This is a genomic window from Alkalihalobacillus sp. TS-13, from assembly GCF_019720915.1.
Taxonomy (GTDB): Bacteria; Bacillota; Bacilli; order Bacillales; family Fictibacillaceae; genus Pseudalkalibacillus.
The window spans coordinates 1,910,270-1,934,775 of record NZ_JAHKSI010000001.1 but is presented as its reverse complement, the minus strand read 5'-3'; the positions used below and the strand labels follow the sequence as shown (position 1 = coordinate 1,934,775).

Below are 24,506 nucleotides of genomic sequence, written 5' to 3'. Positions count from 1 at the left end.
GATTGGCATAGAATTAATAGGGATTGATTTAGGTGGCACTAATACACGATCAGCTATTGTAGATGGGGACGGGAATATAAAAAAAGAGGTACGCTCCAAAACCTTATCAGGCGCTGAGAATATTTTAGAAAGCATGCTTGAAGCGATTGAAAAATTAATGAAGGATAACCCAGAAAAGATAGCAGCCTTAGGTATTGGGACATCGGGTAGTGTTCACCCTGTTACAGGGGAAATTGTTGGAGCAGGGGATACGATTAAAGGATGGCGTGGATTTAAATTGAAAGAGAAATTATCGGAACGGCTCTCGATTCCGATTTTTATAGATAATGATGTAAATGTTGCAGCACTGGGAGAGGGATGGTTAGGTGCTGCACAACAATTGAGAGATTATGCCTATGTGGCCATTGGTACTGGGCTGGGAGGGGCTCTTGTCCACTCGGATAAAATTATTACAGGTGTGAATGGTGGAGCGGGGGAGTTCGGTCATATGATTCTATACCCTTGTGGTATTCCCTGTGGCTGCGGAAAAAGTGGCTGCGTAGAAAAATATGTGTCTGGGACAGCATTGAATCTTAGGGCCCGAGAAATAGCTCCTGACTGGGACAGCTATAAACTGTTTGAACTTTTCCGCCAACAAGACGAACGAGCAGTAGAACTCATACATAATTTTGTTCAAGATTTAAGTATAGTTTTAGCCAATATACAGTATATGTATGATCCAGAAACGATTGTTCTGGGTGGCGGTGTAGGGGAAGCCTATCCTTTATGGGAAACAGAATTGTCAGTTGCTTTACAAAAGGTAAGCAGTAAGAAGAAAGTCAATGTCTCACTATCAAAGTTAGGCGGTAATGCTGGGGTGCTTGGAGCAGCTCGACTTGCCATAAATGGTTTACTAAGTTAGCTGAAAGTCATGCACGTCTTGGTTCTGTAAGAAAAATAAGAATGGTTGAGTGTCGGGCTGTCTAAAAGTAGAATGCATGGGGAAGAAGATATTGTCGATACAGAGAAAAGGCAGGGAGATGGTTTATCTACCCGCCTTTTCAAATTTTACGTGTCTCAAATGCCTTAAAGAGAGTCAAAGACACAATGTTTTACATTAAATAGTTTAACAATAGGAGCAAACTTTACCGGTTATCGCTGATATTGAAAAAGCTTATGACCTCTTGCAAAATAGAAGTTACCTTCAGCATCTTGAGCGAATAAGGAAGCATTATCGACAAGGGTTTCATGTTCTAATGTTCCGGGGTCAACTTTAAACAGCTCGCCATGGGTTTGGCCATACAGGCTACCGTCGTCATCAAATGATAAAAATCCGCCCCGCCATAAGTGACTTACATTATCCCAGTTCAAAGGGTACAATTCTTTTTCCGCAATTACTTCACCAGATTCAGGATTATATTTAAAGAGTATTCCTGAGGTCAACCCCCATAGGTATCCATCGTCATCAAAAGTCAAAGAGGAGATCGCTTTTTCACCTGGTACTGGAATAGATTCATAGACTTTCTGGTTGTTTTCAATATCCCAAACAAATAGTTTAGCCTCCTCTTCTGATGGCTGAATACCCAAGCCGCCCCATACGGAAGTTCCACCATAAACCAATCCATCTTTATAAGCCAGAGAAATAACACTTTGATTTTGGACTAAATTTCTATGGAAATCATATTCCCCAGTTTCCGGATCGAAAATCGTTAATGCTCCACCTAACTTCCCGTAGTCAGGCACGGTTCCAATCGCGAGTTTATCTCCTGCAGATACAAGTGCGAATGGGCGGTCCTGATCTTGGTCTTTCAAACCGAAATGTTCAACTGGGTTAGTTCCATATTCATATGATTTAGTAGGATCGAAGGAGAAGAGACGCGCCCCAGTATAGACTCCCATGTATAATCGATCGTTATGTGTGGTCATTCCTTCAATTTGTCCCATCCCTTTGTAAGCGGTGAATTGTTCATTCTGATAGTCATACTCAGCGAGCCCTCCGGCAAAATAGCCGCCTACAAATATGTTTCCATTCGGACCTTGTGTCAGAGACTGGATATCGACTGGCTGCCCCTCGATTTGGCCAGGCAGTATTTTATGATTACCTGTTATCGGATTGTAATAGCGGATATCTCCATTCCAAGTCAAACTGATCAAGGTTTTCCCAGGGTAGTCTTTGTTATCAAGGTTTATCCAGCCGAAATCACGCGCCGTGAATAATTCATCAAAACCAGTCGGCTTCAATTCCAGTGACTGCAAATCATAAGAGTGAAGCTCTCCGTCGATGATTAAGTATGCGAGATTCATAGGACCTACTGGAGAAACATCCAATCCATCAGCGTTTTTGATTTCATCAATTATTTCCATGGTTTTCAGGTCAAATACGAGGATCGTACTGACTCCAGTGACACGTGCAAATAATTTATCCCGAACTACATCTACATCGTATACATTTGTCTGGTCGCCAAATTTTTCCGGAAGGTCTATTTCTCTCTTCTCACCTGTTTCCACATCCAGCTCTACAAGGTTAGGGCCGTTAGTGCCTACACCCACATAGGCTTTATCTTTATAAATGTCGATGCTTCTGGCATATTGCTGTCCTTCTACCATTCGACCATAGTCGCGGAACTCACCTGTCTCTGGGTCATATTGAAATACTTTGGCACCAGGATAGGTACCTCCATAAATACGACCTTCATCATCGGAGCTAATCCGCCAAATGAACGATTCACCCGGAATGGCAGTACCCAGGTTTTCCACCTTATCATCACCTGGCGTATAGCGGTACAATTGTCCATTAGAATAGGTGCCGATGTAGACATTTCCATCAGGGTCGACCGTCAAGGCCCAGGCACTGCTCGCACCTTCTAATGGAAAGCTGTCTATTCGTTCTCCTGTTTTTGCATCCAATACGTTAAAAACTGCCGGCGATCCTCCTGCTACAGCGTAAGCCCAGGCTTCTCCATCGGGCCCATCTCCATAGGTTGCTCCCGGTATGGAGACTTCATATAAAGGAGTCCCGATTTCTTGGACTTTGCTTTCATCTGCTTTAACAGATGTCATATAAATAACAGTTGTACTTGCAAGTAAAACGGTCAACATAATAAGATAATAGAGTTTTCGCAAGAGTCATCCTTCCTTTCTTTTTTATGGGCTGAAACACTCCATATGGAGTGGACAACTGAGAATATTACATTTCTATCACCTCCAATAATATCCCGAATAAAGGTCAACCATTAAGAATGAAAGCGATTACAATTTTCGCGATGTGACTCCAGTCTTTTACATTTCTTTGTGTGAAATTATCGTATAAAAACTGGCAAAGAGACAAGTCTATTAAATGTCTTAATAAACCTGCAATAAAACTTCATCCTATACTACTAAGATCCAATACAAAAGACCTAGCTGATATCAGCTAAGCCTCTTTTTAATGTTGACAGAATATTATTTTGTACTTTGTTTTACTTGCTTGTTTTTGATTTTCTGAAAAGCCCGTCTGCTTAGCCAGGTTGTCACAAACGCAAGTATACTACCTGGGAATAACGGGATAATGCCTGGTAGGATTGTAATCATGATATACATAAGTATGATAGCTGCCAAGATCAGTAATGTCTCTAGTGGTGAGACTACTGCAATCAGGAACGCTTGTTTTAAATATTGAAAGAACGATAGTTGGAAATGGACGTACACAGTAAAGAAGAATAATAGAGTGAGTATATAAACAAAAAGTATAAATACAAGTATAGGATACAGATATTGCAGACTCCCATGGTTTGCCTGTAACAACAGGAAGTCATAATAGAGAAAATAACCAAGGGACAAAAAGATCAGTCCGAAACCGTTCCCTTTGATAAATTCTTTACGAAACATGCGCCAGTATGTTTGAAAGATGCGAATGTCCTTTTTCTTGAACCACTTTTGAACCACTGTGAACATGGCAATAGTAGAAGGGAAGAGCCCGAATACAACCAACCCTAAGCACGTAAAAAGAATCCATAATAGATTTATATAAGCCGCTTTAAGCATCCAATATGCAACTTTATTGAATTTTTCCCAGCCACCCACCGTAATTCCCCCCTGAGAATAAACTATACGACACCTTTCTTTATTATTGCAACCACTCCATTCATCCTTATTTATGAACTGTCTATTAAAGACACTTAAGAGACTTGTCTATTTTATAGAAAAGTCATAAGATATTAAATAACTTAAAGAAAATTCCAACAATTTCAGACTTTAAGTTGTACGTTATTATTTGAAGGGAACAACTTGATTTTAATTAAGAGCATTATTACTGTCTATGACAGCGTTTCCAAGTTACATAAGAGATTCGTTTATAAGGAGGTGGCGAGTCAGTATTCCAGCTGTGAAGTTCAGTTTTTATTGATTTATTAAAATTTTCAAGGGGGTTTTAATGAATGAAAAAGTTTGGTTATTTGCTAGCGTTCATCATGTTAGCAGCCCTGATTGTAGGATGCAGGGCAGATGAGGAGACTGGTCCTGTTGATGAAGGAGAAATCTCCGGTGAAATAACTGTATGGGCTCATCCATTTACAGGTGGAACAGATGAGGAAAAACAAATGTGGGAAGAAGTTGTCGCTTCTTTTGAAAAAGAACATGATGTTGACGTTAATTTTGAACAGATTCCATGGAGTAACAGGGACCAAAAGATATTGACAGCACTGGCTGCCAATAATGGTCCGGATGTCTTCTATGCTATCCCGGATCAGATGCCACAATATGCGGATGAGGGCATGCTACTTGAATTAGATCCGTATTTGGAAGATTTGGATATGGAAGATTTCGTAGATACCGCTCTTGTTTCCACTCAATGGCAGGATAAAACTTACGGCCTTCCAATTTTACAAGAGGCATATACATTCTTCTATAACAAAGAAATAATCGAAGCGATTGGAGAAGATCCAGAAAACCTTCCAACCACTTGGGAAGAATTCGAAGAGTGGTCCAAGAAAGCTCAGGAAGAAGGATATTATGCGATGAGTTACCCTGGCGGCGGTTCGATGAATGGGACGATTTATCCGTGGATCTGGCAGGCTGGCGGAGATATCATCACTCAAAATGATGAAGTGCTTATCAATTCTCCAGAATCCGTAGAAGCATTTGAGTTCATCAATAATATGTATGAAGATGGCCGGATTCCTAAAGATTCGATTACTGCGATGGAACATAACGCACTATGGGATAACGGGAAAATAATGGCGGTGTTAGGGTCTGGTATTACCCTATCCAACCTATTGAACAAAGATAATATCGACTTTGCTATCGGGGAACCGCTTAAGAATAAAGAGCAAGTAACCTATGGGACAACTGGAATGTTCGTAGTTCCATCAAATAGTGACAACAAAGCAGCTGCTGCGGAGTTCGTCAAAACCATGACTAACACAGAAAATCAACGTAAATTCAACGAAGTGACACAGTACATTCCGACAAGAGAATCTGCAAAAGAAATCTTTGATGACCAAGAATATTTAAGCCAACTTGCTGGTTATACACAATACGCATTACCTGGTGTCATCCACCCGATTGGCCGCGACATCATGCCGGCTATCCAGGCTGAAGTCCAAACGATGATGGAAGGTAAAAAGACGCCGCAAGAGGCTGCGGATGCTGCAGCGGAAGCGATTAAAGCACAACTTAATAACTGACATCTTTAATAGAACAAAGGAGTGGCTGCCGCCTGGTGGCCACATTCTCTGTTGCTAACTTACATACAGAAATTAGGTGATTGCACTGGAAGGGAAATTACAAGAGAAGTTAACCTATAAAGCCAAAAAAAAGAGTGATCTATCCATGCTGCAGCGTTTAAAAAGAGAATGGGATCGTAATGCGATTGTCTACATTTTCTTGGTACCTGCCCTTATCCACTTTTTGATATTTCAAATCTTTCCTTTTGGTTTCAGTTTTGTCCTGACATTCATGGATTGGAAGGTTATTGGGACTCCTGAATTTGTTGGTCTTAAGCATTGGGCGGCGTTTTTGAACGATAAGCTGGCATGGAAAGCAATCTGGAATACCGTGTTATTTTCCATCTATTATATTGTTCCAACAATGGCAATGGGTTTGATTCTAGCTTTGATCATCAATAGCGGCGTTAGATTCAAGAAGGTTTTTAAAGGATTATTCTTTCTACCCGTTGTAACCTCGTTTGTCATTATCGCAGGGTTGTGGGGATGGTTGTTCAGTGGTACTGAATCAGGCATGGTCAACTATTTTTTGAGCTTCTTCGGCATTGATCCCCAGTTGTTTCTTTCTGATTCAGGCCAGGCATTGATGGTGCTTGCTGGATTGAGTATCTTCAAAGTCAGTGGTAGTACGATGATCTATTATTTCGCTGGTCTCCAGTCAATACCCAAACAGCTATATGAAGCTGCACGGATTGACGGAGCATCTAAGATGAGAATCTTTTGGACGATTACATTTCCATTGTTAAAACCAATCCATTTTTATGTGGCAATCATAACAACCATTGGATCTTTTCAAATTTTCGATTCTACCTTCCTACTTACAGGTGGAGGACCGAATTATTCCACAACGACAATTGTCTACTATTTATATGAGCAAGGTTTTACAAGCCTTAATCTAAGTTATGCTGCTGTATTGTCCTATGTATTGTTCTTTATCATCCTGACTGTTTCTTTGATCCAAAGGAAGTATCTGGGCAAAGAATCATCCATCTATTGAGTTGGTTTGTTCTGTAAAAGGAGATGACATATTTGCTGAAAAAAATTGTCATGTATACCGCTTTGATCTTACTTACATTCACTTTCTTAATGCCGTTCGTTATCATGATTATGGGTTCGTTCAAGGAAGTCCAGTACGCACAGGTAGATCCTTTGTTCTGGATCCCGGACGAAATCAGTTTGAACAATTACGTGCATATATTTAGAGATGGCATTTTTATGCGCTGGATATTCAACTCGATCGTGATAACTATCATTCCAGTCGCAAGTCAGATGTTGTTATGCGCTGTGTTAGGTTACGTGTTTGCTAAAAAGCAATTCCCAGGCCGTGAAATCATTTTTTGGATATTCATGGCCGTCATCATGATTCCACAGCAGCTCTTGATCATCCCGAAATATATCATGTTTGCTGATTTCGGCTGGATCAACACATACTGGTCATTAATCGTTCCAGAATTATGGGGAATCATGGGTGTCTTTCTAGTCAGACAGTTTTTGCAGAATATCCCTAATGATCTTGAAGAGGCAGCATACATGGATGGAGCGAATGACATTCAGATATTCTTCAAAGTCATTTTACCGCTGTCAATACCGGTTGTAGCTACTGTTGGTACCTTTTCGTTCATTTCCAACTGGAATGATTTATTCCAGCCGTTGATTTATATGACAAAGGAAGAAATGTTCCCAGTTACGGTAGGATTGGCGTCATTGCTTGGTAAGGAAGGGAACTTCGGAATTGAGATGGCTGGATCAACGATTTCTTTCCTCCCTACATTTCTGATATTTTTGTTCTTCCAGCGCTATTTCACGGAAGGAATCCAAATGTCCGGTTTGAAATAACATGCAGAAAAGGCGGATGGAATATGAAAAATTTAAAGATTGGCATGATAGGGCTTGATACCTCTCATGCCATTACGTTTACCAGGTTATTGAATGACCCCGCAATGAAACATCACGTTCGAGGTGGAAGGGTGGAGGTGGCTTATCCTGGTGGATCTCCAGATTTTACATTAAGTATGACGCGGGTGGAGATATATACGGAGGAGCTTCAAGCTGCCTATGACATGAAAATAGTCACTTCAGTTGAAGAAGTCGCGGAACAAAGCGATGCGATTCTGCTGGAATCGGTGGATGGGCGTATCCATTTCGAACAGCTTCGTAAACTGGCACCCTATGGGAAGCCGGTTTTTGTCGATAAGCCATTCTGTCTAAGTACAAACGAGGCTTTAGAAATGGTACAGATAGCTGAATCATTTAATATGCCTATTATGAGCACCTCTGCCCTACGTTTTTCTGGGAATCTCCAGGAAGCACTTGCTACCGATGACAAAGGAGATATCGTTGGTGCGGACTGCTTTGGACCGATCGAGTTCCAGGAAAAGCAACCGGGTTATTTTTGGTATGGCATTCATTGCGTAGAAATGCTGTATACCATTCTTGGGAAGGGAGTATCCTCTGTGGAATCGATAGCCAATACTCATCATGATTTGCTGGTAGGAAAATGGAAGGATGGACGGATCGGGACAGTGAGAGGAAACCGGAAAGGGAATTACCAATTTGGGGCTGCCATTCATTTTGAAAAAGGGACCACAGCCGTAGATGCGAGTAATAATGACAAGCCGTTCTATGCCAGTTTACTTGAGGAAGTTATAGGATTTTTTCATGACGGTATGTCCCGTGTGCCACTTGGTGAAACAGTGGAAATCATTAGGTTCGTAGAGGCTGCTAATGAAAGCAGATTGAAAAATATAGGTGTTTTGCTGGAGGATCAAGAGTTGAAATTTCACTGACTTCCGTATAAACACCTTGATTAATAAGAGGAATCGAGGAAAATTGTAATGTATTTCCCTCGATATTTCATCCTACCGTACTTTTTCTTCGTCTATGATGAACGATAACCGGTATATCCGTCGTGGTCTGCCTTTATGGGTGACCTTTTCTTCACCGACGATATCGACCAGTTCGGCATCCATCCATTTTAATAATATACGGTGAGCACTACGGGTGGTAATTTTTAAGGTTGAAGCCAATTCTTGTGCCGTATATTCATATTTCTTATACCGTGAGACACGCGCCATTAATTTGGTCATATAAGTTGCTGACATGCCGGCCTTTTCAGCTTTTTCTAACAGATGTGCATCGGTAATGGACAAATCATAACGTTCATATTGTGTGTAAGTAGTGATGTCGACTGGTCCAAGCACACTTCTATCTTCGCGGACGATATAGCAGACATTGCCGCCGAACCCTTTCGATTGTCGTAGTGCGAGCCGGGCGTGGTTGCCTGCTTCTGCAGCAGTACTGCCAAAACCGACTCCGATACTTAACGTAATCCCTATTTGACTTTTTGTATCCTGCAGCAATGGAATGAACTTGTAGCCTCTTGTTTCTCGTTCAAAAATACCCCGAGTGGTGATGAAGGAATATTCTTCGCCTCCAAGGTTGATCAAGTGTCCGTCGAGCTGTTTGATGTAATCGAGCAGCATTTGCTGAATCTGTAGTTTCAATAGCTGAACATCATGTTCAGATGGGTACTTTTCTATTACTTTCTGAAAGTGGTCGACATCAATCAGACCAGTGACAATTTGGGATTCTTTATTTTGTCTGGTCCTTGTGGCAAGTAATGCTCGTTCTAATGAAACGATCATATCTTGATGGGTCGGAGTAACCCACTCATGAGGGATATCCATTTCGGTCAATTTATTGGAAACTTCCTGGATACCTGTAAGTGCAACCGAATTATTTTCTCGATAATTATGTACATGAAAATCAATTATTTCACTGATCATTACTGGCCTGTTATTGGAGCTGAAGAGTGTATATTCATAAGATTGTTCATCCAGTTCAAAAAGTATTTGTTGTACATATTTTTCTGCGATTGTGTCGATGGATAGCTGTTTCGATTCATAATTATTTTTAATTAGAAATAACGAACGGTAAAGGCCGGTTCCCATCAACGGAATATAGTGGACTGGAATGTGAAAATCTATCACCTGCTTTGCCAAATGGTAAAGGTGGTATTCGGTGAACATCAACACATCAACATCACCCATCAAATTTTTTGCGATGTCGGGGATGACAGTGGAGGAAGTGACTATGTGAAAGACTGGCTTAAAATTCGGAAAAGATTTCAATGTTTCTTTGATTTGTTTTATTAAAGCATCAGGCCCTATGACCCCGATAATAATTTCTGAAACATCTTTATCTACACCATGTAAATTCATAATATCTTCTCCTTTTAAAGACAATTTACAGACATGTCTTTATATGTATTCTCCATCTATAATATATTGATTATTTTAAATTGTCAAAATAATCATGAAGAATTTTTGGAACAAAAAAATTCTTCTTTCTCTCTAATAAAGACAATTTTAAGACTTGTCTTTTAATTGGCCAGTTCATAGAATTGTAGTTAATTATTAATCTGAAATTTCAAAATAAGCTGTATGCAAAAAATCATATATAGTAGGAGTGAAGTAATGAAAACGATTACAGAGTTAGAGGAATTTATGACAAGACCATCGGATGCTCTCAAGAAGGATCTTACCCAATTGGATGGGGATTTGATGATTCTGGGTGTAGGAGGAAAAATGGGGCCGACAATGGCGAAAATGGTAAAACGGGCCGTAGATGAGGCAACCATTCCGAAACGTGTTATTGGCGTTTCTCGCTTTTCATCTGGTCAATTAAAAAAAGAACTGAACGATTCCGGAATCGAAACGATTGCCGCTGATTTACTGGATGATCAGGCAATGCATGCTTTACCCGATGTAAAAAACATCATTTATATGGCAGGTAATAAGTTTGGGACTGTGGGAAATGAACATTTCACATGGGCCATGAACGCCTATTTACCTGGAAGAGTAGCAGAAAAATTCAAGAATTCCCGTATTGTTGCCTTTTCTACAGGGAATGTCTACCCGCTTACCAGTATTTCCAGCACTAATTGTTCTGAGGATACGCCCGTGAATCCTATAGGTGAGTATGCCCAGTCTTGCTTAGGCAGAGAGCGAATTTTAACCTATTTCTCATATAAAAACAAGACTCCGATGTTGATGTTCCGGTTGAATTATGCAATTGATCTCCGTTATGGCGTTTTGCTCGAAATTGCTAAGCAGGTATACGATGGGAAGACCATTGATTTAACCATGGGAAATGTAAATGTAATCTGGCAGGGAGATGCCAACGAATACGCTGTGAGGTCATTACTGCACTGTGATTCTCCACCTAAGGTCCTTAATGTTACCGGACCGGAAACGTTATCGGTACGCTGGCTTGCTGAAGAATTTGCTAAACGATTTGATGAGACGCCGATTTTCAGAAGTGAGGAAGATACTAAAGCATTGTTGAATAATGCCTCTAAAGCGCACCGATTGTTCGGCTATCCCAAAGTGTCTGTCCAAGAGATGATCGATATGATTACGGAATGGGTAAAGAGCGAAGGGTCTACCTTTAATAAGCCGACCCACTTCCAAGAACGTGAAGGAGCATTTTAAATGATCAAACCGGAAATAAAAAAGAGATTACACAAAGGAACAGTCATTCCAGCTCACCCGTTAGCATTAACAAGTGCTAAACAACTTGATGAAGTAGGTCAACGTGCTCTGACTCGTTATTATTTAGACGCAGGTGTAGGTGGTATAGGGGTGGGAGTCCATACTACTCAGTTTGAAATCCGTGACCCTGAAATTAACTTGTTTGAAAAAGTGTTGGCCATGGCTATGGAGGAAATCACCAAGGCGGATAAAAAAGATACCATTATAAAGGTGGCTGGTATCTGCGGACCCGTTTCTCAAGCAATTAAAGAAGCGGGATTAGCGAAAAAACTGGGGTATGATCTGGGGTTACTAAGCATGGGCGGGCTGAATGATTTAACTGAAGAGAAGCTGATTGAACGGACGGAAAAAGTGGCTGAAGTAATTCCAGTATTCGGATTTTATTTGCAGCCAGCTGTCGGAGGTAGGACATTGTCATATGATTTCTGGAAACGGTTTACCGACATCCCTAACGTCCATGCGATAAAAATCGCACCATTCGACCGTTATCTTACTTTTGACGTAATAAGAGCTGTTGTATCCTCCAAACGTAACAATGAAATCGCATTATACACAGGCAATGATGACAATATTGTCAATGACCTCCTGACTGTTTTCAAAATAAATACAAAAGAAGGAGTGATCGAAAAGAGTTTTGCCGGGGGCCTTCTCGGCCATTGGGCGGTTTGGACGAAACGTGCGGTAGAATTGTTTGACGAAATAAAGACCGTGAAAAGTAAAGGTGCTATTCCAAGCGAACTACTGACTATCGGGCAAGAGGTAACTGATTCCAATGCAGCTTTTTTTGACGTTCATAACCAATTTAAAGGCAGCATAGCAGGCATCAATGAAGTGCTTGCCCGCCAGGGAATTTTGAAGGGAAACTGGTGTATTAATGAAGAAGAGCGACTTAGTCCGGGGCAATCGGCTGAAATTGACCGTATTTACGCCCAGTATCCTCATTTAAATGATGATCAATTTGTACAAGCGAACCTGGAGAAGTGGCAGAAAAACTAAAAAAGAAAGTGTGATGAACAGATGAAACAAATCATTGCAGCCAATCAACAAGTTGAAATTTCGGAAGTTCCAGCACCAGAGATTAAAGACAATAATATTCTTGTAAAAACGATGCACTCCGCCATCTCTCCCGGCACTGAAGGAAGCATTATTGCAAGCAGCATGGGGAAAAAGGTGCCTCTCGGATACAGTGCTATGGGAATGGTTGATGCATGCGGGAGCGGCATTGATGATGTGGAAAAGGGTGATCTCGTTGCTTGTTATGGGGCACCATATGTCCACCATGCAGAAAAAATGCTTGTTCCTAAAACGTTATACGCCAAGGTTCCGGAAAACGTAAAACCCCAGGAAGCAGCCCTGGCTGGGATTGGCGCAATTGGGATCCATGCACTGCGAATTGCAAAACTTGAGTTTGGAGAAACCGTGGTAATTGCCGGTCTTGGCTTGCTCGGACAAATGATAGCTAATATTGGCGATACAGCTGCATACAATGTCATCGCTTATGATATTTCTGAGCAACGGGTCGATATGCTCGCTCAGGTAACAACCATCCATGCTTTTTCTGAAATAGAAGCGATGGAAAAGAAAATTGAAAGTCTTACATATGGAAATGGGGTAGATGCTGTACTGCTTTGTGCGGGTGGAAAACGGTCGCCGCTTACGGAACAAAGCCTGCAATGGATCAGGAATAAAGGGAAGGTAGTCATTGTGGGAGATATCGAGCCTGATTTCCCGAGAACGCCGATGTTTATTAAGGAAGCGCAGATTTTTATATCAAGGGCTGGCGGACCGGGGAGATACGATAAGACCTACGAATCCGAGGCTATTGATTATCCTTATGGTTTCGTTCGCTGGACAGAAGGCAGGAATATTGCAGAGTATTTAAGACTTGTCAGTGAAAAGAGGATAGATGTCCAGCCATTCATTACGGATGAAGTAGGGTTGGATAATGCTGCAGCTGCCTATGAAGCATTATTCAATGATAAATCGGCTGGATTGACGAAAATTATTAACTTCTAATTTGAGAAATGGATAACATGCGATAGTCAACGCAGGGATAACCGGCTTAGGAACAATGGCAGAAATCCGCCATTCACCTCATCTCAAAACCATGGAAGGGGTTAATATCACCACAGTAGCTAATGGGGCAGGATATCTACGGATTTTCATAACAAAGAAATAACTTTTCATGATCATGAAGGGAGAGATATGTGCTTATGTTAAAGGTAGGAGTAATCGGAGTTGGGTCCATATCCCAATATCATATTGAACCATACCAGGCCAAGGATAATGTTGAAATCGTGGCATTTTGCGACTTGAATGAAGTACGCCTTAAAGAAAAAGGAGAGAAATATCAGGTTACCCGATTGTATACCGATTATAAGGAGCTACTTGAGAATCAAGATATTGATGCAGTCAGCATCTGTACGTGGAATAATACCCATGCAGAAATAGCTGTTGCAGCTCTTGAAGCAGGTAAACATGTTCTGGTTGAAAAACCGCTAAGTATGACGGTAGAACAGGCCTTGGCTGTCAAGGAGGCTCAAGAACGGACAGGGAAAATAGTTCAGGTCGGGTTTGTAAGAAGACATGGGGATAATGCGAAACTGTTAAAAACCTTCATCGACCAAGGTCTTCTGGGCGACATTTATTACGCCAAAACATCCTGTCTGCGCAGGTTAGGCAATCCGGGTGGCTGGTTCAGTGATATCTCTAAATCAGGCGGGGGCCCTTTGATCGACTTAGGAGTCCATATGATAGACATTTGCTGGTATATGATGGGCAAGCCTCGTGCGGTTTCTGTCAGTGGAAATACGTACAATAAACTTGGCAACCGCAGCCATATTGAAAATCTATCATTCTATAAAGCAGCTGATTACGATCCGACCTTGAATGATGTAGAAGATTTAACAAATGCGATGGTCCGTTTTGAAAACGGTGCTTCTTTATTTGTAGATGTAAGCTTTACACTTCAAGCGAGGAAAAATGAAGTATCTGTAAAGCTGTTTGGTGATAAGGGAGGAGCCGAGATCGAGCCGGAATTCGCTTTAGTTACGGAAAAGAATAATACAATCTTGAATATTACTCCCCAGCTTGATAGTTTGACGTTCGATTTTGAAAAGGCTTTCCATAACGAGGTCGACCATTTTGTCGGCTGCTGTCTGGAAGGAGAAGAAAACATCGCCCCAGTAACCGATGGTGTTGAAGTGATGAAAATATTGAATGCTGTGTACGAATCGGCAAAAACCAAAAAAGAAGTTTATCTCTAGATAGACATTGCTCGGCGTGCAGCATATAAGGACAGGAGGATTTCCATGAAAATCAGTGTCAGTATGTACAGTTTGGCTTCAACGTTGAAAAAAGAAAATTGGTCTGTGATAGATTTTATAAAATATGCTGATCAAATCGCTTTAGATGGTGTTGAACTGCTTGATATCTATTGGAAAAATAAAGAAAACAAAGAAGAAGAAATGCAGGAAGTAGTAGAAGCATTGAATAAGTACAATCTACAAGTCTCTGCTTATGATGTGACCAATAATTTTATAAAAGAGGCTGTTGCGGACCGGGCTCAAGAAGCAGAAAAAGTAAAGGATGGCATCCGTACCGCCAAGAAGCTCGGTAGCAATATTGTCCGAGTTTTTTGTGGTGATTTACGTGGTGATTTGACATATGAGGAGGGCCAGGCATGGATTGTGGAAGGACTGAAAGAATGTGCAGAACTTGCGGAGCAGGAAAAGGTATATTTGGCGATTGAAAATCATGGGCTTCTTGCAGGTAAAAGCCGACAAGTCGAAGACATCATTCGAAATGTGAACAGTTCATATGTCAAATCGACATTTGATACTGGAAACTTCCTGCTTGTCCATGAAAAGCCAACTTCCGCTTTCGACCGATTGAAAAATGATATCATCAATGTGCATTTCAAAGACTTTCGTGAAAAACTGCCGGATGAAACCCTTAAAGGCTTTAAGTCATTAGAAGGAGTAGAACTGATTGGTACTGTGCCTGGGGACGGTGAAGTAGACCTTTTCTACATCGTCAATGGTCTGAAAGAAGTAGGCTACAAGGGCTGGCTGTCCATCGAGTATGAAGGTTTCGATGATGCTAAAGAAGCGAACGAAGAAGCCGTGAACCGTTTGAAGCAATTACTGAGATAGGAGGTATAGGCGTAATGAATATCGTATTTGGCAGGTTAGAAAAGATTGAATTTAGTACGACGTTGTCAAACGTAAAAAGAGTCGATTCCATTGAACAGCAAATGCTTGAAAATGTCCGGGAGGGGACTGTTGTCGTTGCTTCTGTTGGTCATAAACTTGATAGGGATTTGAGTTGCCAGTACATGTATTTTCCATATGGAAGCCTTCCTGCTGGCCACCAGGACATGGAGGGATTAATGGTCTATTTTGAACTTGAGGTCTATCCGTTTTTTCAGAGGGCGTATGAAATTATAGAAGGAAATGGCCAAGGTGTGCTCAGGTTCCGAAGACGAGTTGCACCTGATAAAAGTGAGTTCATCATTGCTGAAGATCTGTATGTGTTATCGAACTTATTGGGACAGCCGGAAACAGTCCACGCGAATCACTCTAATGGCAAGCTTACTCCCCAGCATACGATCATTACGGTCAATTTCGGAGGGGGGACGATGGCTCATCTGGAATATACCTTTAATGGTGAAGAGCGGATTGAGCTTGAATGGAGTGGGATTCACCAGATTCTTGAGTTTGATAGCGAGGAGATGACTCCTGTCATTCCGAAACATCATACTTCACTTCCGCTTACCTATACCGTTGATGCAATTTTGCATAGTTCTCATGCTATGAATTCCGAACTAGCAGCACAATTGAATAAATGGAATGAGCTTGTCAATGGGGGTAGTGGAAAATGAAAATTGGTATGATGAGTTTTGCTCATATGCATGCCTATAGCTATGCAAATGGCTTAAAGAAATTGTCTGATGTAGAAATCGTCGGCATCTTCGATGAAGATAAAGACCGTGGTACAGAAGTGGCTAAAAAATATGCTGCTGAATTTTTTTCAGATCAAGCAGCCTTTTTAAATGAAGAGATGGATGCTGTCATTATCTGCAGCGAAAATATCCGTCATAAAGAAATGGTGATGAATGCAGCAAAAGCTAAAAAGCATATCTTATGTGAAAAGCCGATTGCAACGACAGTGGAAGATGCAAAAGAAATGATTGAGGCATGTGAAGAAAATGGTGTCATTTTGCAAATAGCATTTCCTGTCAGGTTCAGCTTGCCAATCCAACAAGTTAAACAAATGATCGATAAGCATGAACTTGGCGAGATTGTTGCATTCCGGACGACTAATCGGGGACAGAATCCAGGTGGCTGGTTCATCGATCAAGCGCGATCAGGGGGAGGAGCTGTGCTTGACCATACCGTCCACATGGTCGACATCATGCGGTGGTATAGCGATAAGGAGATTTCCTCCGTCCATGCGATTGTAGATTCTTATTTTCACGATATCGAAATCGATGACGCTGGTATTTTGACATTGGAGTTCGAAGACGGTGTGATCGCTTCCCATGATGCAAGCTGGTCAAGGTTTTCTGATTATCCAACATGGGGAGACGTGACTATCGAGGTGATCGGAACGAAGCAGACAGTAACTGTGGATGCTTTCAAGGAACATTTCAGGATGTTTTCCAGTGGAGAGAAGTCATTAGAGCATGTCTTTTTTTGCAACGACATGGATTTAGGATTGATCCGTGATTTTGTCGACTGTGTTAAGGAGAAGCGTAAGCCATCAATAACAGGCTATGATGGACTGAAAGCTTTGGAAGTCGCTTTGGCTGCGTACAAATCCAGTAAAGCTGGAAAGACGATAAAACTATAAAAGATGATGGACACCTGAAATGGTGTCCTTGTTTGTCTGAAGAAATCTATCCATAGTTAAGGCATGGAAAAGAGGGTGAGGAATGTATTATTTGCAAGGAAGTATTATTACTGGAGGAAGAGTCCTCCATAATCAGTTCATAGAAATTACAGACGGCTTGATTGCTTACATAGGAGAAAAGAAGCGCGATGTAGATGCCCCTGTAAAGGTTGTGGAAAAGGGCTATATTTGCCCAGGTTTTATTGATACACATATACACGGTGTCGATGGAGGTGACTTCATGGATGAAGAGGATAAGGTCTTCGAAATTGTGGCCCGCCAGCTGGTTAAGTATGGGGTTACCGCCTGTTTAGCCACCTCCCGGACTGCTGTTTTATCTGATGTGAACCGGTTTCTTGATAAGGCGGAAAAGCATATGGCCGCAGGTACTTATGGAGCAAGAATACTCGGTGTACATTTGGAAGGGCCTTGGATAAGCTCAAAATACAATGGTGCCCAGCCGAAGAAATTAATCAGAAAACTGACATGGCGGGATGTAAAAGAAGTAATCGATCCTTATGCAGATATCATTTCAAAAATAACACTTGCCCCTGAGGAATTAGAAGATCAAAAGATTTTAAAATATCTCAGAAATCTAGATATTCAGATTTCAGCCGGTCACACGAATGCTACCTTAGAGGAAATAGAAGAAGCTGCAATATCTGGGTTAAGTCAGCTGACCCACACGTTCAATGCGATGAGTCCAATACACCATCGGTCGCCAGGGACAGCAGCCGCAGCACTCTATATAGAGAACTTTATTTGTGAATTGATCGCGGATGGGGTGCATGTGAATCACAAGATGATCGAGCTTCTTTATAAAGTAAAAGGCATGGAAGGAATCGCCATCATTTCAGATTGTACAGGCTACAACCAACTGACGGATGGAGAGTATACTCTGCGTGGTAAGGAGTTGGTGAGAAAAGGAAATGAAGTGAGGCTGAAAAACGGCAGTCTTGCTGGCAGCGCGATTACGTTGAATGAAGGAGTCAAATATATGGTCGAACACTGTAACATTCCGCTTGAAGCAGCAATCTTTATGGCTACCGAAATTCCTGCCAAGGCAGCAGGGACAAATGAAAAAATCGGAAAAATAGAACCAGGCTGTATTGCGGATATTGTTATCCTGGGTTCCGATTTGCAAGTCTTAGAGACTATCATTGCGGGTGAATTAGGCAATTGTCATCAGGTTGAATGACCTATCAATTGTCTTTTAAAGGAGTATTTTGTCTTTTAAGAGACTATTAATCTGAGGTGGAAGGAAGCTTGTCTAGAAGAGGCGAAACGTACAGCAAGCTGTAAAGTTCCAAGAAAGGTAGCAGAGGTGAAGTATTCTTGAAAAAGATGCCAGGGGGAGGTATCGAGTACGATGTAGAGCGGCAGGCTTGCTGTAAGGCAGATTCAAAAAAGAAGGGAGAGTATTACATGAAATACTTCTTTAAAGCTTCCACCATTTCAGCAATTGTGTTTTTGTTGGTACTTAGTTCTTTTTTCACTACTGATCAAAGCGTTTCAGCCGAAGTAGGAAAGAAATTCAGTGAACCCGAAGACCTAGGCTCACATATTGAAAGTGTAGCCATTTACGACTCCACATATGGAGAAGAGGATGGAAGAGATGTCATGTATACGACAGCATCAGGAGAACCGGCTATATTCCAGGTGGTCGATTTGATGAATCAAGAGGTGATAAGGACTTATCCCCTGGAAGGCTCGAGTAGTTCCTGGAGCCATATCACCGTGCCGGATGGAAATGTGTATATCGGCGGGAATGGCAAACTTTACGAATATTCCCCTGAAACTAAGGAACTTACAAATCTTGGTGGCATTGGTGAAAGTGTCGTCTACGGATTATCCTATGATGAAGAAGGACGAGTTTACTTCGGGTCATACCCAAATGCAAAAGCTGGACGCTATGATCCAAACACCGGTGAGATGACAGACTATGGAAGTGTTGCACCTGGTCAAAGTTATACGCGATCTACAGCTTATCATGACGGCTATTTGTATCTTGGTGTCGGTGTAGACAATCATGTCGTTAAGCTCGATGTGGAAACGGGTGAGTATGAAAGAATCGATATCCCTGAAAATATCACCCATGGCAGCAGTATCTGGCAGATGGATGCTGCAGGTAAGTATATTGTTACTGGAATCGGCGGAGGAGACAACGCTCTCATATTCTATGATACCGAAGCTGGGGAATGGAACGATACTTACTACTTAAACAATAAAGGGCTGCGATTGGTAAAAGGATTACCGGGCAGCGACAGTGTCTACTTTTTACAGGGCAGCAGACTTCAAGAAGTGGACCTTGATACTCTAGAGGCTACAGATACTGGTGTCACGTTCGGAACATTCCTCCGTAATACTTCCTGGGTGGAAGTACCGGACGATCCGGAACTTCCGGGGATGTCGCTGGTTACTGTCCAGTTCGGCGGTGGGGTAACCTTCATGAATTTGGAAACGAAAAAAGTGAAGACATATCAATATCCGATTGTAGGAAATCCTATCCCGCTTCAAACACTTGAAAAAGGACCGGATGGCAATATGTACATGAGCGGCTACCCTGGTGGTAAAGCTGCTGTATTTAATCCAGAAACAAAGGAATCTGAAGCATTTTCCTTAGGCCAAGCGGAAGGAATGGCTTCCATAGGTGACAAGATGTATTTCGGCGTTTATCCCGGAGCAAACATTTTCGAGCTAGATACTGCTGCAGATACCATTTCCACGAAGAAAATTTATCAAATACCCGACCAGGACCGTCCATTCGTAATGACGCCTTCCAATGGGAAGTTGTTTATCGGCACCATCCCTGATTATGGACATTTAGGAGGATCTTTAACAATTCTTGATCCTTTTTCGGTGGAAGAGACTGAAATTTACGAGAATGTGGTTCAAAATCAATCGATCGCCGGACTGGCAGTAAAAGATGGCTTGCTTTACGGATCCACCACTGTTGCGGGAGGACTTGGGATTGAGCCGACAGAAACAGACGCAAAGATTTTTGTCTGGGATATCGATAATGGAGAGAAGATTGAAGAATTCGTTCCTAATATCCCTGGGGTAACTACCCAACCCAAAATGATTAGTGGCATGAGCCTGGGACCTGATGGATTGTTATGGTCTGCTGCGGATGGAACTATTTTCGCAATCGATCCGGACACATTAGAAATCGTCAAAAGTAAAAACATTTATCCGGAAGTCGCAAACAGAGGTATGTGGCGTCCTATCCAAATTCGCTGGAGTGATGACGGGCTAATGTATACTACTCTGGCAGGAAAAGTAACTGTGGTCGATCCGGAATCATTGACGCATGAAACACTGGAAACAACTGTAACCGAGCTGATGACCCTCGGAGATGACGGAAATATCTATTATGCTGCTAAAGCGAATTTGATGAAAATTGAAGTTACTGACTATACGACAGAAGATGCCTATGAACTGATCACCAAGTATACCGAAGAGGAGCAGATTTCCCACTCCTTAAGTCAGACGTTAATAAATGATGTTATGCAGGCAGGCCATCATCGTGATAAAGGCAACTTAGAACAAGCAGACAAGCATATCCAGGATGCCTTGAAACATTTAGAAATGGCGAAAGAGTCGGATATCGATTTCGCAGTAAAGGAAGAAGTCAAAAAGACGCTTAGTTTTATTAAACATTAAAAAAGTGTACTATGAACCCCGCTTGAACACAGGAGGTATCTTTAGAAGATATAGTTATTTGAAAGTAATAGAAATTGCGGTGTAGAAGTACGTAAAATTTCGTATAGGAACTCCTTTGCTTTTTTACTGGTTTTCTTTTCAGTAAGTGAGAAGATCGATTAATTATCCATGGATTTTTTCGGTATTGGTGAAACTCCAAAAATAATTAGTTGGCCCGGCAATTATGGGGATTTGCCGATTTTAAGAAACGCTTGAAAAAGTAAGGCAAAAGAATCTATTAAAATCTCAATGATAGGTGAAGTGGATACTTCACAAAAAAGGAGGAAAGCATACATGGAAAGAAAGTTGTTACGGTTACTATCACTTTTTCTAATAGTGGGAATGATTCTTTCAACCTTCCAACCTATTTCGGCTGAGTCGGCAAGTACTGAGGAAGAACTTTTGGTTGAGAATGGAGATTTCGAAGATTCCCCGGCTTCGGAAAGTGACATCCCTTCCTGGGTTTTCTGGAGCGGTGGATATTCAGAAGGCGCTGCTATTTCTGATGAGATAGTCTATGAAGGAGATCAAAGCCTCGCTATAGATAATAGCGGTGTAATTGGTCTTTTTAGTCAAGAAATAGAAGTGACAGAGGGAAACAATTATCGGTTATCTGCTCAATTGTATGTAGAGGAACTGCAAGGTAACCCCGGGATATGGCTACGCTGGTATAACGAGGCAGGTAATAACATTGAGAACAATGCAAAATACTTTGAAGCTGTATCTTTTGATGAATGGCAGGAGGTAGTAGTTGAAGCGGTTGCTCCTCCTAATGCGACTGGACTGAAAGTTTTCATCTATCAATCTTCTACTTCTATGATGAAGGGGTACTACGATCATATAACTTTGATAGAAAGAACATCAAACCAGTTGGAATTGCCATTTGAATATGGTGATCCGATCAATCAGGGACCTGCAGCCCTTGCTTCTAAAACCCAAGGAGCAGCGATTGGGAACGGGGAAGTATATTATGCTACCAATGGTTCTCCAGCAAAGTTTTATGCAGCGGATTCTGAAACAGGAGAATTGATTTATTCCGAAGAACTACCAGGAAGCGATGTGGTGTGGGGAATGACAGTCGGCTCTGATGGCAATGTCTATTTTGCAGGAACCTATAACGGAATTCTCTATCGTTACGTCGTTAATGAACAAAGAATGGAACAAGTAGGTAAAAACCCATCTGATAATTGGATATGGCAGCTGGATGCAACCGAAGATGGGAAAATCTACGGTGCGACTTACCCTAATGCCAAAGTGTTCGAATATGACATCGAAACCGACACCTTCACGGATTTAGGTTCTTTCCATGAGGAGCAAAATTATGCTCGTGGACTAGGGGTGACAGAAGACCATCTTTATGTTGGCATCGGTACTACTGCTTACCTGATTCAAATGGATCGGGAAACTGGAGAAAGGATGGAAATCGAACTACCGATTACAGGCGATAATATGTCTGTTTCGAATGTATGGGAATATCAGGATACTCTATTTGTAGCATATGGCACCTCTTTACTTATCATGAACGTGACAACAGGAGAAGTAATCAAGCAAATCAGCTGGGAAGATCAATACGCATTTGATGGGTTGATATCTTCTCCATCTCCATATGATGAAAATCTCATTTATTTTGTAACTAAGAATGCACGAGAGTTATGGACATATAACTTAGAAACGCAGGAATTATCGCCAGTGGGGGCAGACCTTCCACAGCTGCCGGCTTCACCAGCTAAAGCGATTGGCTGGACGAAAACTGAAGATGGCACGGACGTACTGGCCATTCTTCATCATCAAATCGAGTACACTGTTTACAATCCAGAAACAAACGAGGTTGAAGTGAGTTATCCGGAAGTAGATATGCAGGGCCTTTCCATTCAAAGTCTGGAGATCGGACCAGATAATGATGTGTATTTGAGTGGATATCAAGGTTCGATTGGAGTTTATGATACATCTAAAGAAGAATACATTTTGCATGAGCGGGACCCACACCAAATTGAAGGAATGGGCTTTTTGAACGGAGATGTATATATGGGAGCTTATGGTGGTGCCCGAATTTATAGATATGACCCAGAAAGCCCTTATCATTTTAAAGATGGCGGGGAAGGAGACAACCCGGAAATGGTTTATGACATCCCGGATGGGCAAAGCAGACCGTTCACGTTCACTTCTGGTGATGACAAGCTGTTTATCGGCACGATTTCAGACTATGGTTTATTAGGTGGTTCATTGACTATCTATGATGCTGAGCAGGACGAGTGGAAGAGCATACGAAATATCATTGAAAATCAGAGCATTATTGGACTAGCTTATCAAGATGGCATGGTGTACGGAGGATCAACAATTTCTGGTGGGTTGGGCATCGAGCCGATAGCGGATAGATCGAAAATGTTCGCCTATAATGTCAGCACTGAAGAATATGAGGTCTTCGATCTCGAAGTTGACGGCCTGGAAACGCCTGAAATGATTGGGGAATTATCAATCGGACCTGATAATAACCTTTGGGGCGTCGCTTGGGGCTACAATGAGGAAGGTACAGCTAATTCCGTTATCTTCGCAATGAATCCATCAACTAAAGAAATCATTAAGAGCATCGAGTTGTATTCCGGTGTCCACAGGGGCAGCCAGTGGCGTCCATTCTTTATCCGCTGGGATGATCAAGGTATGCTATACACAACAGCGGGCCGCAAGCTTACGGTGATCGACCCGGAAACTATGGCAAGTAAACAATTAATTGGAAGTACCGTAAACCTAATGGACCTAGATGAGGAAGGCAATATCTACTACGCTTCTGGTGCTGACTTATATAAAATGCCAGTAGCTCTAAAGGAAGCGAAACTATCTGTTGGGGATACAACTCTGACACAGGGTGAGGAAACAAGCGTGGACTTGGAAGTTATACTGGCTAATGGAAACACGGCTGACTTGAATGGAGCCACTATTGAATGGTCCAATACCTCCCCGGAAGTTGCAGATATTGAAGATGATCGGCTTGTCGCCAAAAACGGAGGTACAACGGAAATTCAAGCAACGGTTTCCTATAACGGGGAGACAATTTCAACCGGCACTATAGAAGTAAACGTAGTTGTTACGATTGATTCTTTATCTAAGTTATTAGCTGATCTAAAAGATGATGGACTGGTGGACCATTCGTTGTATAAGCAGTTGGTAAACCACTTGAATCAAGCTGAACATCATTATCAAAATGAGAATAAAGAACAAGCGTTCAAGTTTTTGGAAGATTTCCAAAAACACCTGGAAAACAGTAATGTAGAAGATGATATAAAAGAAATATTAGAAGCAAGTGTAATTGCTATTAAAGAAACCTGGTAAAAATTGTTAGTGAAGAGGTGCTCGGACAATTTTGACTGAAGAGCGCTTCTTCACTTTTACATAAACAGCATGGCTTTATGATGTTTATATTTGGATATAGAAGAGGTTCTACAGCTAATCAAAGACGGTAAAATAGCAGCCGAACGTGTTCTAATTGTCGGTAAGGCGATTTCTACCATGGGGACAGTCAAGGAGTTTACGACGAGAGAGCTAAAACAATTCGATGACCGGTCCTGGTTTTCAAATGATTATAATGGTAACAGATACCTGAGTTAAGTGAAGTTCTGGTACGGGCTAGGGATGGGAAATGATCGTCAATTCCGAGCTAAAATACAAATTTCTTAGGTGTTGG

Annotated in this window: 19 protein-coding genes; 16 read left to right on the top strand and 3 right to left on the bottom strand. The window is 41.6% G+C overall.

Annotated features, from left to right (window positions below):
* Position 1: 1 nt before the first annotated feature.
* Positions 2-901: an ROK family protein gene (locus tag KOL94_RS09540; RefSeq protein ID WP_221567650.1), complete on the top strand. Its 900-nt coding sequence runs from the start codon at positions 2-4 to the stop codon at positions 899-901.
* Between the two features lie 230 nt (positions 902-1,131).
* On the opposite strand, the gene KOL94_RS09535 is transcribed toward KOL94_RS09540, so the two are convergent.
* A complete protein-coding gene (locus KOL94_RS09535; RefSeq protein WP_221566051.1) occupies positions 1,132-3,078 on the bottom strand; it encodes a PQQ-like beta-propeller repeat protein in 1,947 nt (648 codons plus the stop codon).
* A gap of 342 nt (positions 3,079-3,420) precedes the next feature.
* Complete coding sequence (locus KOL94_RS09530) at positions 3,421-4,041, bottom strand: YesL family protein (RefSeq protein WP_221566048.1); 621 nt, start codon at positions 4,039-4,041, stop codon at positions 3,421-3,423.
* A gap of 353 nt (positions 4,042-4,394) precedes the next feature.
* On the opposite strand from KOL94_RS09530, the gene KOL94_RS09525 reads away from it, so the two are divergent.
* From KOL94_RS09525 to KOL94_RS09510, 4 genes are all read left to right on the top strand, one after another.
* Positions 4,395-5,642, top strand: coding sequence for a sugar ABC transporter substrate-binding protein (locus tag KOL94_RS09525; protein WP_221566045.1), 1,248 nt, complete (start codon positions 4,395-4,397; stop codon positions 5,640-5,642).
* Between the two features lie 145 nt (positions 5,643-5,787).
* Complete coding sequence (locus KOL94_RS09520; protein ID WP_221566042.1) at positions 5,788-6,678, top strand: carbohydrate ABC transporter permease; 891 nt, start codon at positions 5,788-5,790, stop codon at positions 6,676-6,678.
* Positions 6,679-6,701: 23 nt separating this feature from the next.
* Entirely contained in the window at positions 6,702-7,517 is an 816-nt protein-coding gene (locus KOL94_RS09515) for a carbohydrate ABC transporter permease (RefSeq protein ID WP_221566040.1), read from the top strand.
* Positions 7,518-7,540: 23 nt separating this feature from the next.
* Positions 7,541-8,467 carry a Gfo/Idh/MocA family protein gene (locus tag KOL94_RS09510; RefSeq protein ID WP_221566037.1) on the top strand — a complete coding sequence of 309 codons (927 nt, stop codon included), beginning with the start codon at positions 7,541-7,543 and terminating at the stop codon, positions 8,465-8,467.
* Positions 8,468-8,539: 72 nt separating this feature from the next.
* Here KOL94_RS09510 and KOL94_RS09505 read toward each other — a convergent pair whose 3' ends face one another.
* A complete protein-coding gene (locus tag KOL94_RS09505; protein WP_221566034.1) occupies positions 8,540-9,901 on the bottom strand; it encodes a GGDEF domain-containing protein in 1,362 nt (453 codons plus the stop codon).
* Between the two features lie 255 nt (positions 9,902-10,156).
* Here KOL94_RS09505 and KOL94_RS09500 point away from each other — a divergent pair, with 255 nt between their 5' ends.
* The 11 genes from KOL94_RS09500 to KOL94_RS09450 all read left to right on the top strand — a co-directional run bounded on the left by KOL94_RS09500 (position 10,157) and on the right by KOL94_RS09450 (position 24,430).
* On the top strand, positions 10,157-11,173 hold the full coding sequence (locus KOL94_RS09500; protein ID WP_221566032.1) for an NAD-dependent epimerase/dehydratase family protein: 1,017 nt from the start codon (positions 10,157-10,159) through the stop codon (positions 11,171-11,173).
* The gene (locus KOL94_RS09495; protein ID WP_221566029.1) at positions 11,174-12,229 is read left to right on the top strand and encodes a dihydrodipicolinate synthase family protein; all 1,056 of its coding nucleotides are present in this window, start codon (positions 11,174-11,176) and stop codon (positions 12,227-12,229) included.
* Between the two features lie 21 nt (positions 12,230-12,250).
* Complete coding sequence (locus KOL94_RS09490) at positions 12,251-13,249, top strand: zinc-dependent alcohol dehydrogenase (protein WP_221566026.1); 999 nt, start codon at positions 12,251-12,253, stop codon at positions 13,247-13,249.
* 197 nt (positions 13,250-13,446) lie between these two features.
* Complete coding sequence (locus KOL94_RS09485) at positions 13,447-14,499, top strand: Gfo/Idh/MocA family protein (RefSeq protein ID WP_221566023.1); 1,053 nt, start codon at positions 13,447-13,449, stop codon at positions 14,497-14,499.
* Positions 14,500-14,544: 45 nt separating this feature from the next.
* Positions 14,545-15,387, top strand: coding sequence for a sugar phosphate isomerase/epimerase family protein (locus KOL94_RS09480; RefSeq protein ID WP_221566020.1), 843 nt, complete (start codon positions 14,545-14,547; stop codon positions 15,385-15,387).
* 14 nt (positions 15,388-15,401) lie between these two features.
* Positions 15,402-16,115 (top strand): hypothetical protein, encoded by a 714-nt coding sequence (locus KOL94_RS09475; RefSeq protein ID WP_221566017.1) that lies wholly within the window; start codon positions 15,402-15,404, stop codon positions 16,113-16,115.
* Positions 16,112-17,086, top strand: coding sequence for a Gfo/Idh/MocA family protein (locus tag KOL94_RS09470; protein ID WP_221566013.1), 975 nt, complete (start codon positions 16,112-16,114; stop codon positions 17,084-17,086). Before KOL94_RS09475 ends, KOL94_RS09470 begins: the two co-directional genes overlap by 4 nt.
* An 82-nt stretch (positions 17,087-17,168) precedes the next feature.
* Positions 17,169-18,323 carry an N-acetylglucosamine-6-phosphate deacetylase gene (gene nagA, locus KOL94_RS09465; RefSeq protein WP_221566010.1) on the top strand — a complete coding sequence of 385 codons (1,155 nt, stop codon included), beginning with the start codon at positions 17,169-17,171 and terminating at the stop codon, positions 18,321-18,323.
* A 146-nt stretch (positions 18,324-18,469) separates the two neighbouring features.
* Positions 18,470-20,788 (top strand): FIMAH domain-containing protein, encoded by a 2,319-nt coding sequence (locus KOL94_RS09460; RefSeq protein ID WP_260412418.1) that lies wholly within the window; start codon positions 18,470-18,472, stop codon positions 20,786-20,788.
* Positions 20,789-21,121: 333 nt separating this feature from the next.
* On the top strand, positions 21,122-24,154 hold the full coding sequence (locus KOL94_RS09455; RefSeq protein WP_221566007.1) for an FIMAH domain-containing protein: 3,033 nt from the start codon (positions 21,122-21,124) through the stop codon (positions 24,152-24,154).
* 90 nt (positions 24,155-24,244) lie between these two features.
* Positions 24,245-24,430: a PI-PLC domain-containing protein gene (locus KOL94_RS09450; RefSeq protein ID WP_221566004.1), complete on the top strand. Its 186-nt coding sequence runs from the start codon at positions 24,245-24,247 to the stop codon at positions 24,428-24,430.
* Positions 24,431-24,506 lie beyond the last annotated feature (76 nt).

What these genes read in the sequence shown, in the direction of transcription:
- KOL94_RS09515 (WP_221566040.1), top strand. Translation starts at nt 6,702, where the DNA reads ATGACATATTTGCTGAAAAAAATTGTCATGTATACCGCTTTGATCTTA.
- nagA (WP_221566010.1), top strand. Translation starts at nt 17,169, where the DNA reads ATGTATTATTTGCAAGGAAGTATTATTACTGGAGGAAGAGTCCTCCAT.
- KOL94_RS09495 (WP_221566029.1), top strand. Translation starts at nt 11,174, where the DNA reads ATGATCAAACCGGAAATAAAAAAGAGATTACACAAAGGAACAGTCATT.
- KOL94_RS09505 (WP_221566034.1), bottom strand. Translation starts at nt 9,901, where the DNA reads ATGAATTTACATGGTGTAGATAAAGATGTTTCAGAAATTATTATCGGG.
- KOL94_RS09525 (WP_221566045.1), top strand. Translation starts at nt 4,395, where the DNA reads ATGAAAAAGTTTGGTTATTTGCTAGCGTTCATCATGTTAGCAGCCCTG.
- KOL94_RS09510 (WP_221566037.1), top strand. Translation starts at nt 7,541, where the DNA reads ATGAAAAATTTAAAGATTGGCATGATAGGGCTTGATACCTCTCATGCC.
- KOL94_RS09470 (WP_221566013.1), top strand. Translation starts at nt 16,112, where the DNA reads ATGAAAATTGGTATGATGAGTTTTGCTCATATGCATGCCTATAGCTAT.
- KOL94_RS09475 (WP_221566017.1), top strand. Translation starts at nt 15,402, where the DNA reads ATGAATATCGTATTTGGCAGGTTAGAAAAGATTGAATTTAGTACGACG.
- KOL94_RS09480 (WP_221566020.1), top strand. Translation starts at nt 14,545, where the DNA reads ATGAAAATCAGTGTCAGTATGTACAGTTTGGCTTCAACGTTGAAAAAA.
- KOL94_RS09490 (WP_221566026.1), top strand. Translation starts at nt 12,251, where the DNA reads ATGAAACAAATCATTGCAGCCAATCAACAAGTTGAAATTTCGGAAGTT.
- KOL94_RS09520 (WP_221566042.1), top strand. Translation starts at nt 5,788, where the DNA reads ATGCTGCAGCGTTTAAAAAGAGAATGGGATCGTAATGCGATTGTCTAC.
- KOL94_RS09460 (WP_260412418.1), top strand. Translation starts at nt 18,470, where the DNA reads ATGCCAGGGGGAGGTATCGAGTACGATGTAGAGCGGCAGGCTTGCTGT.
- KOL94_RS09455 (WP_221566007.1), top strand. Translation starts at nt 21,122, where the DNA reads ATGGAAAGAAAGTTGTTACGGTTACTATCACTTTTTCTAATAGTGGGA.
- KOL94_RS09500 (WP_221566032.1), top strand. Translation starts at nt 10,157, where the DNA reads ATGAAAACGATTACAGAGTTAGAGGAATTTATGACAAGACCATCGGAT.
- KOL94_RS09485 (WP_221566023.1), top strand. Translation starts at nt 13,447, where the DNA reads ATGTTAAAGGTAGGAGTAATCGGAGTTGGGTCCATATCCCAATATCAT.
- KOL94_RS09535 (WP_221566051.1), bottom strand. Translation starts at nt 3,078, where the DNA reads ATGTTGACCGTTTTACTTGCAAGTACAACTGTTATTTATATGACATCT.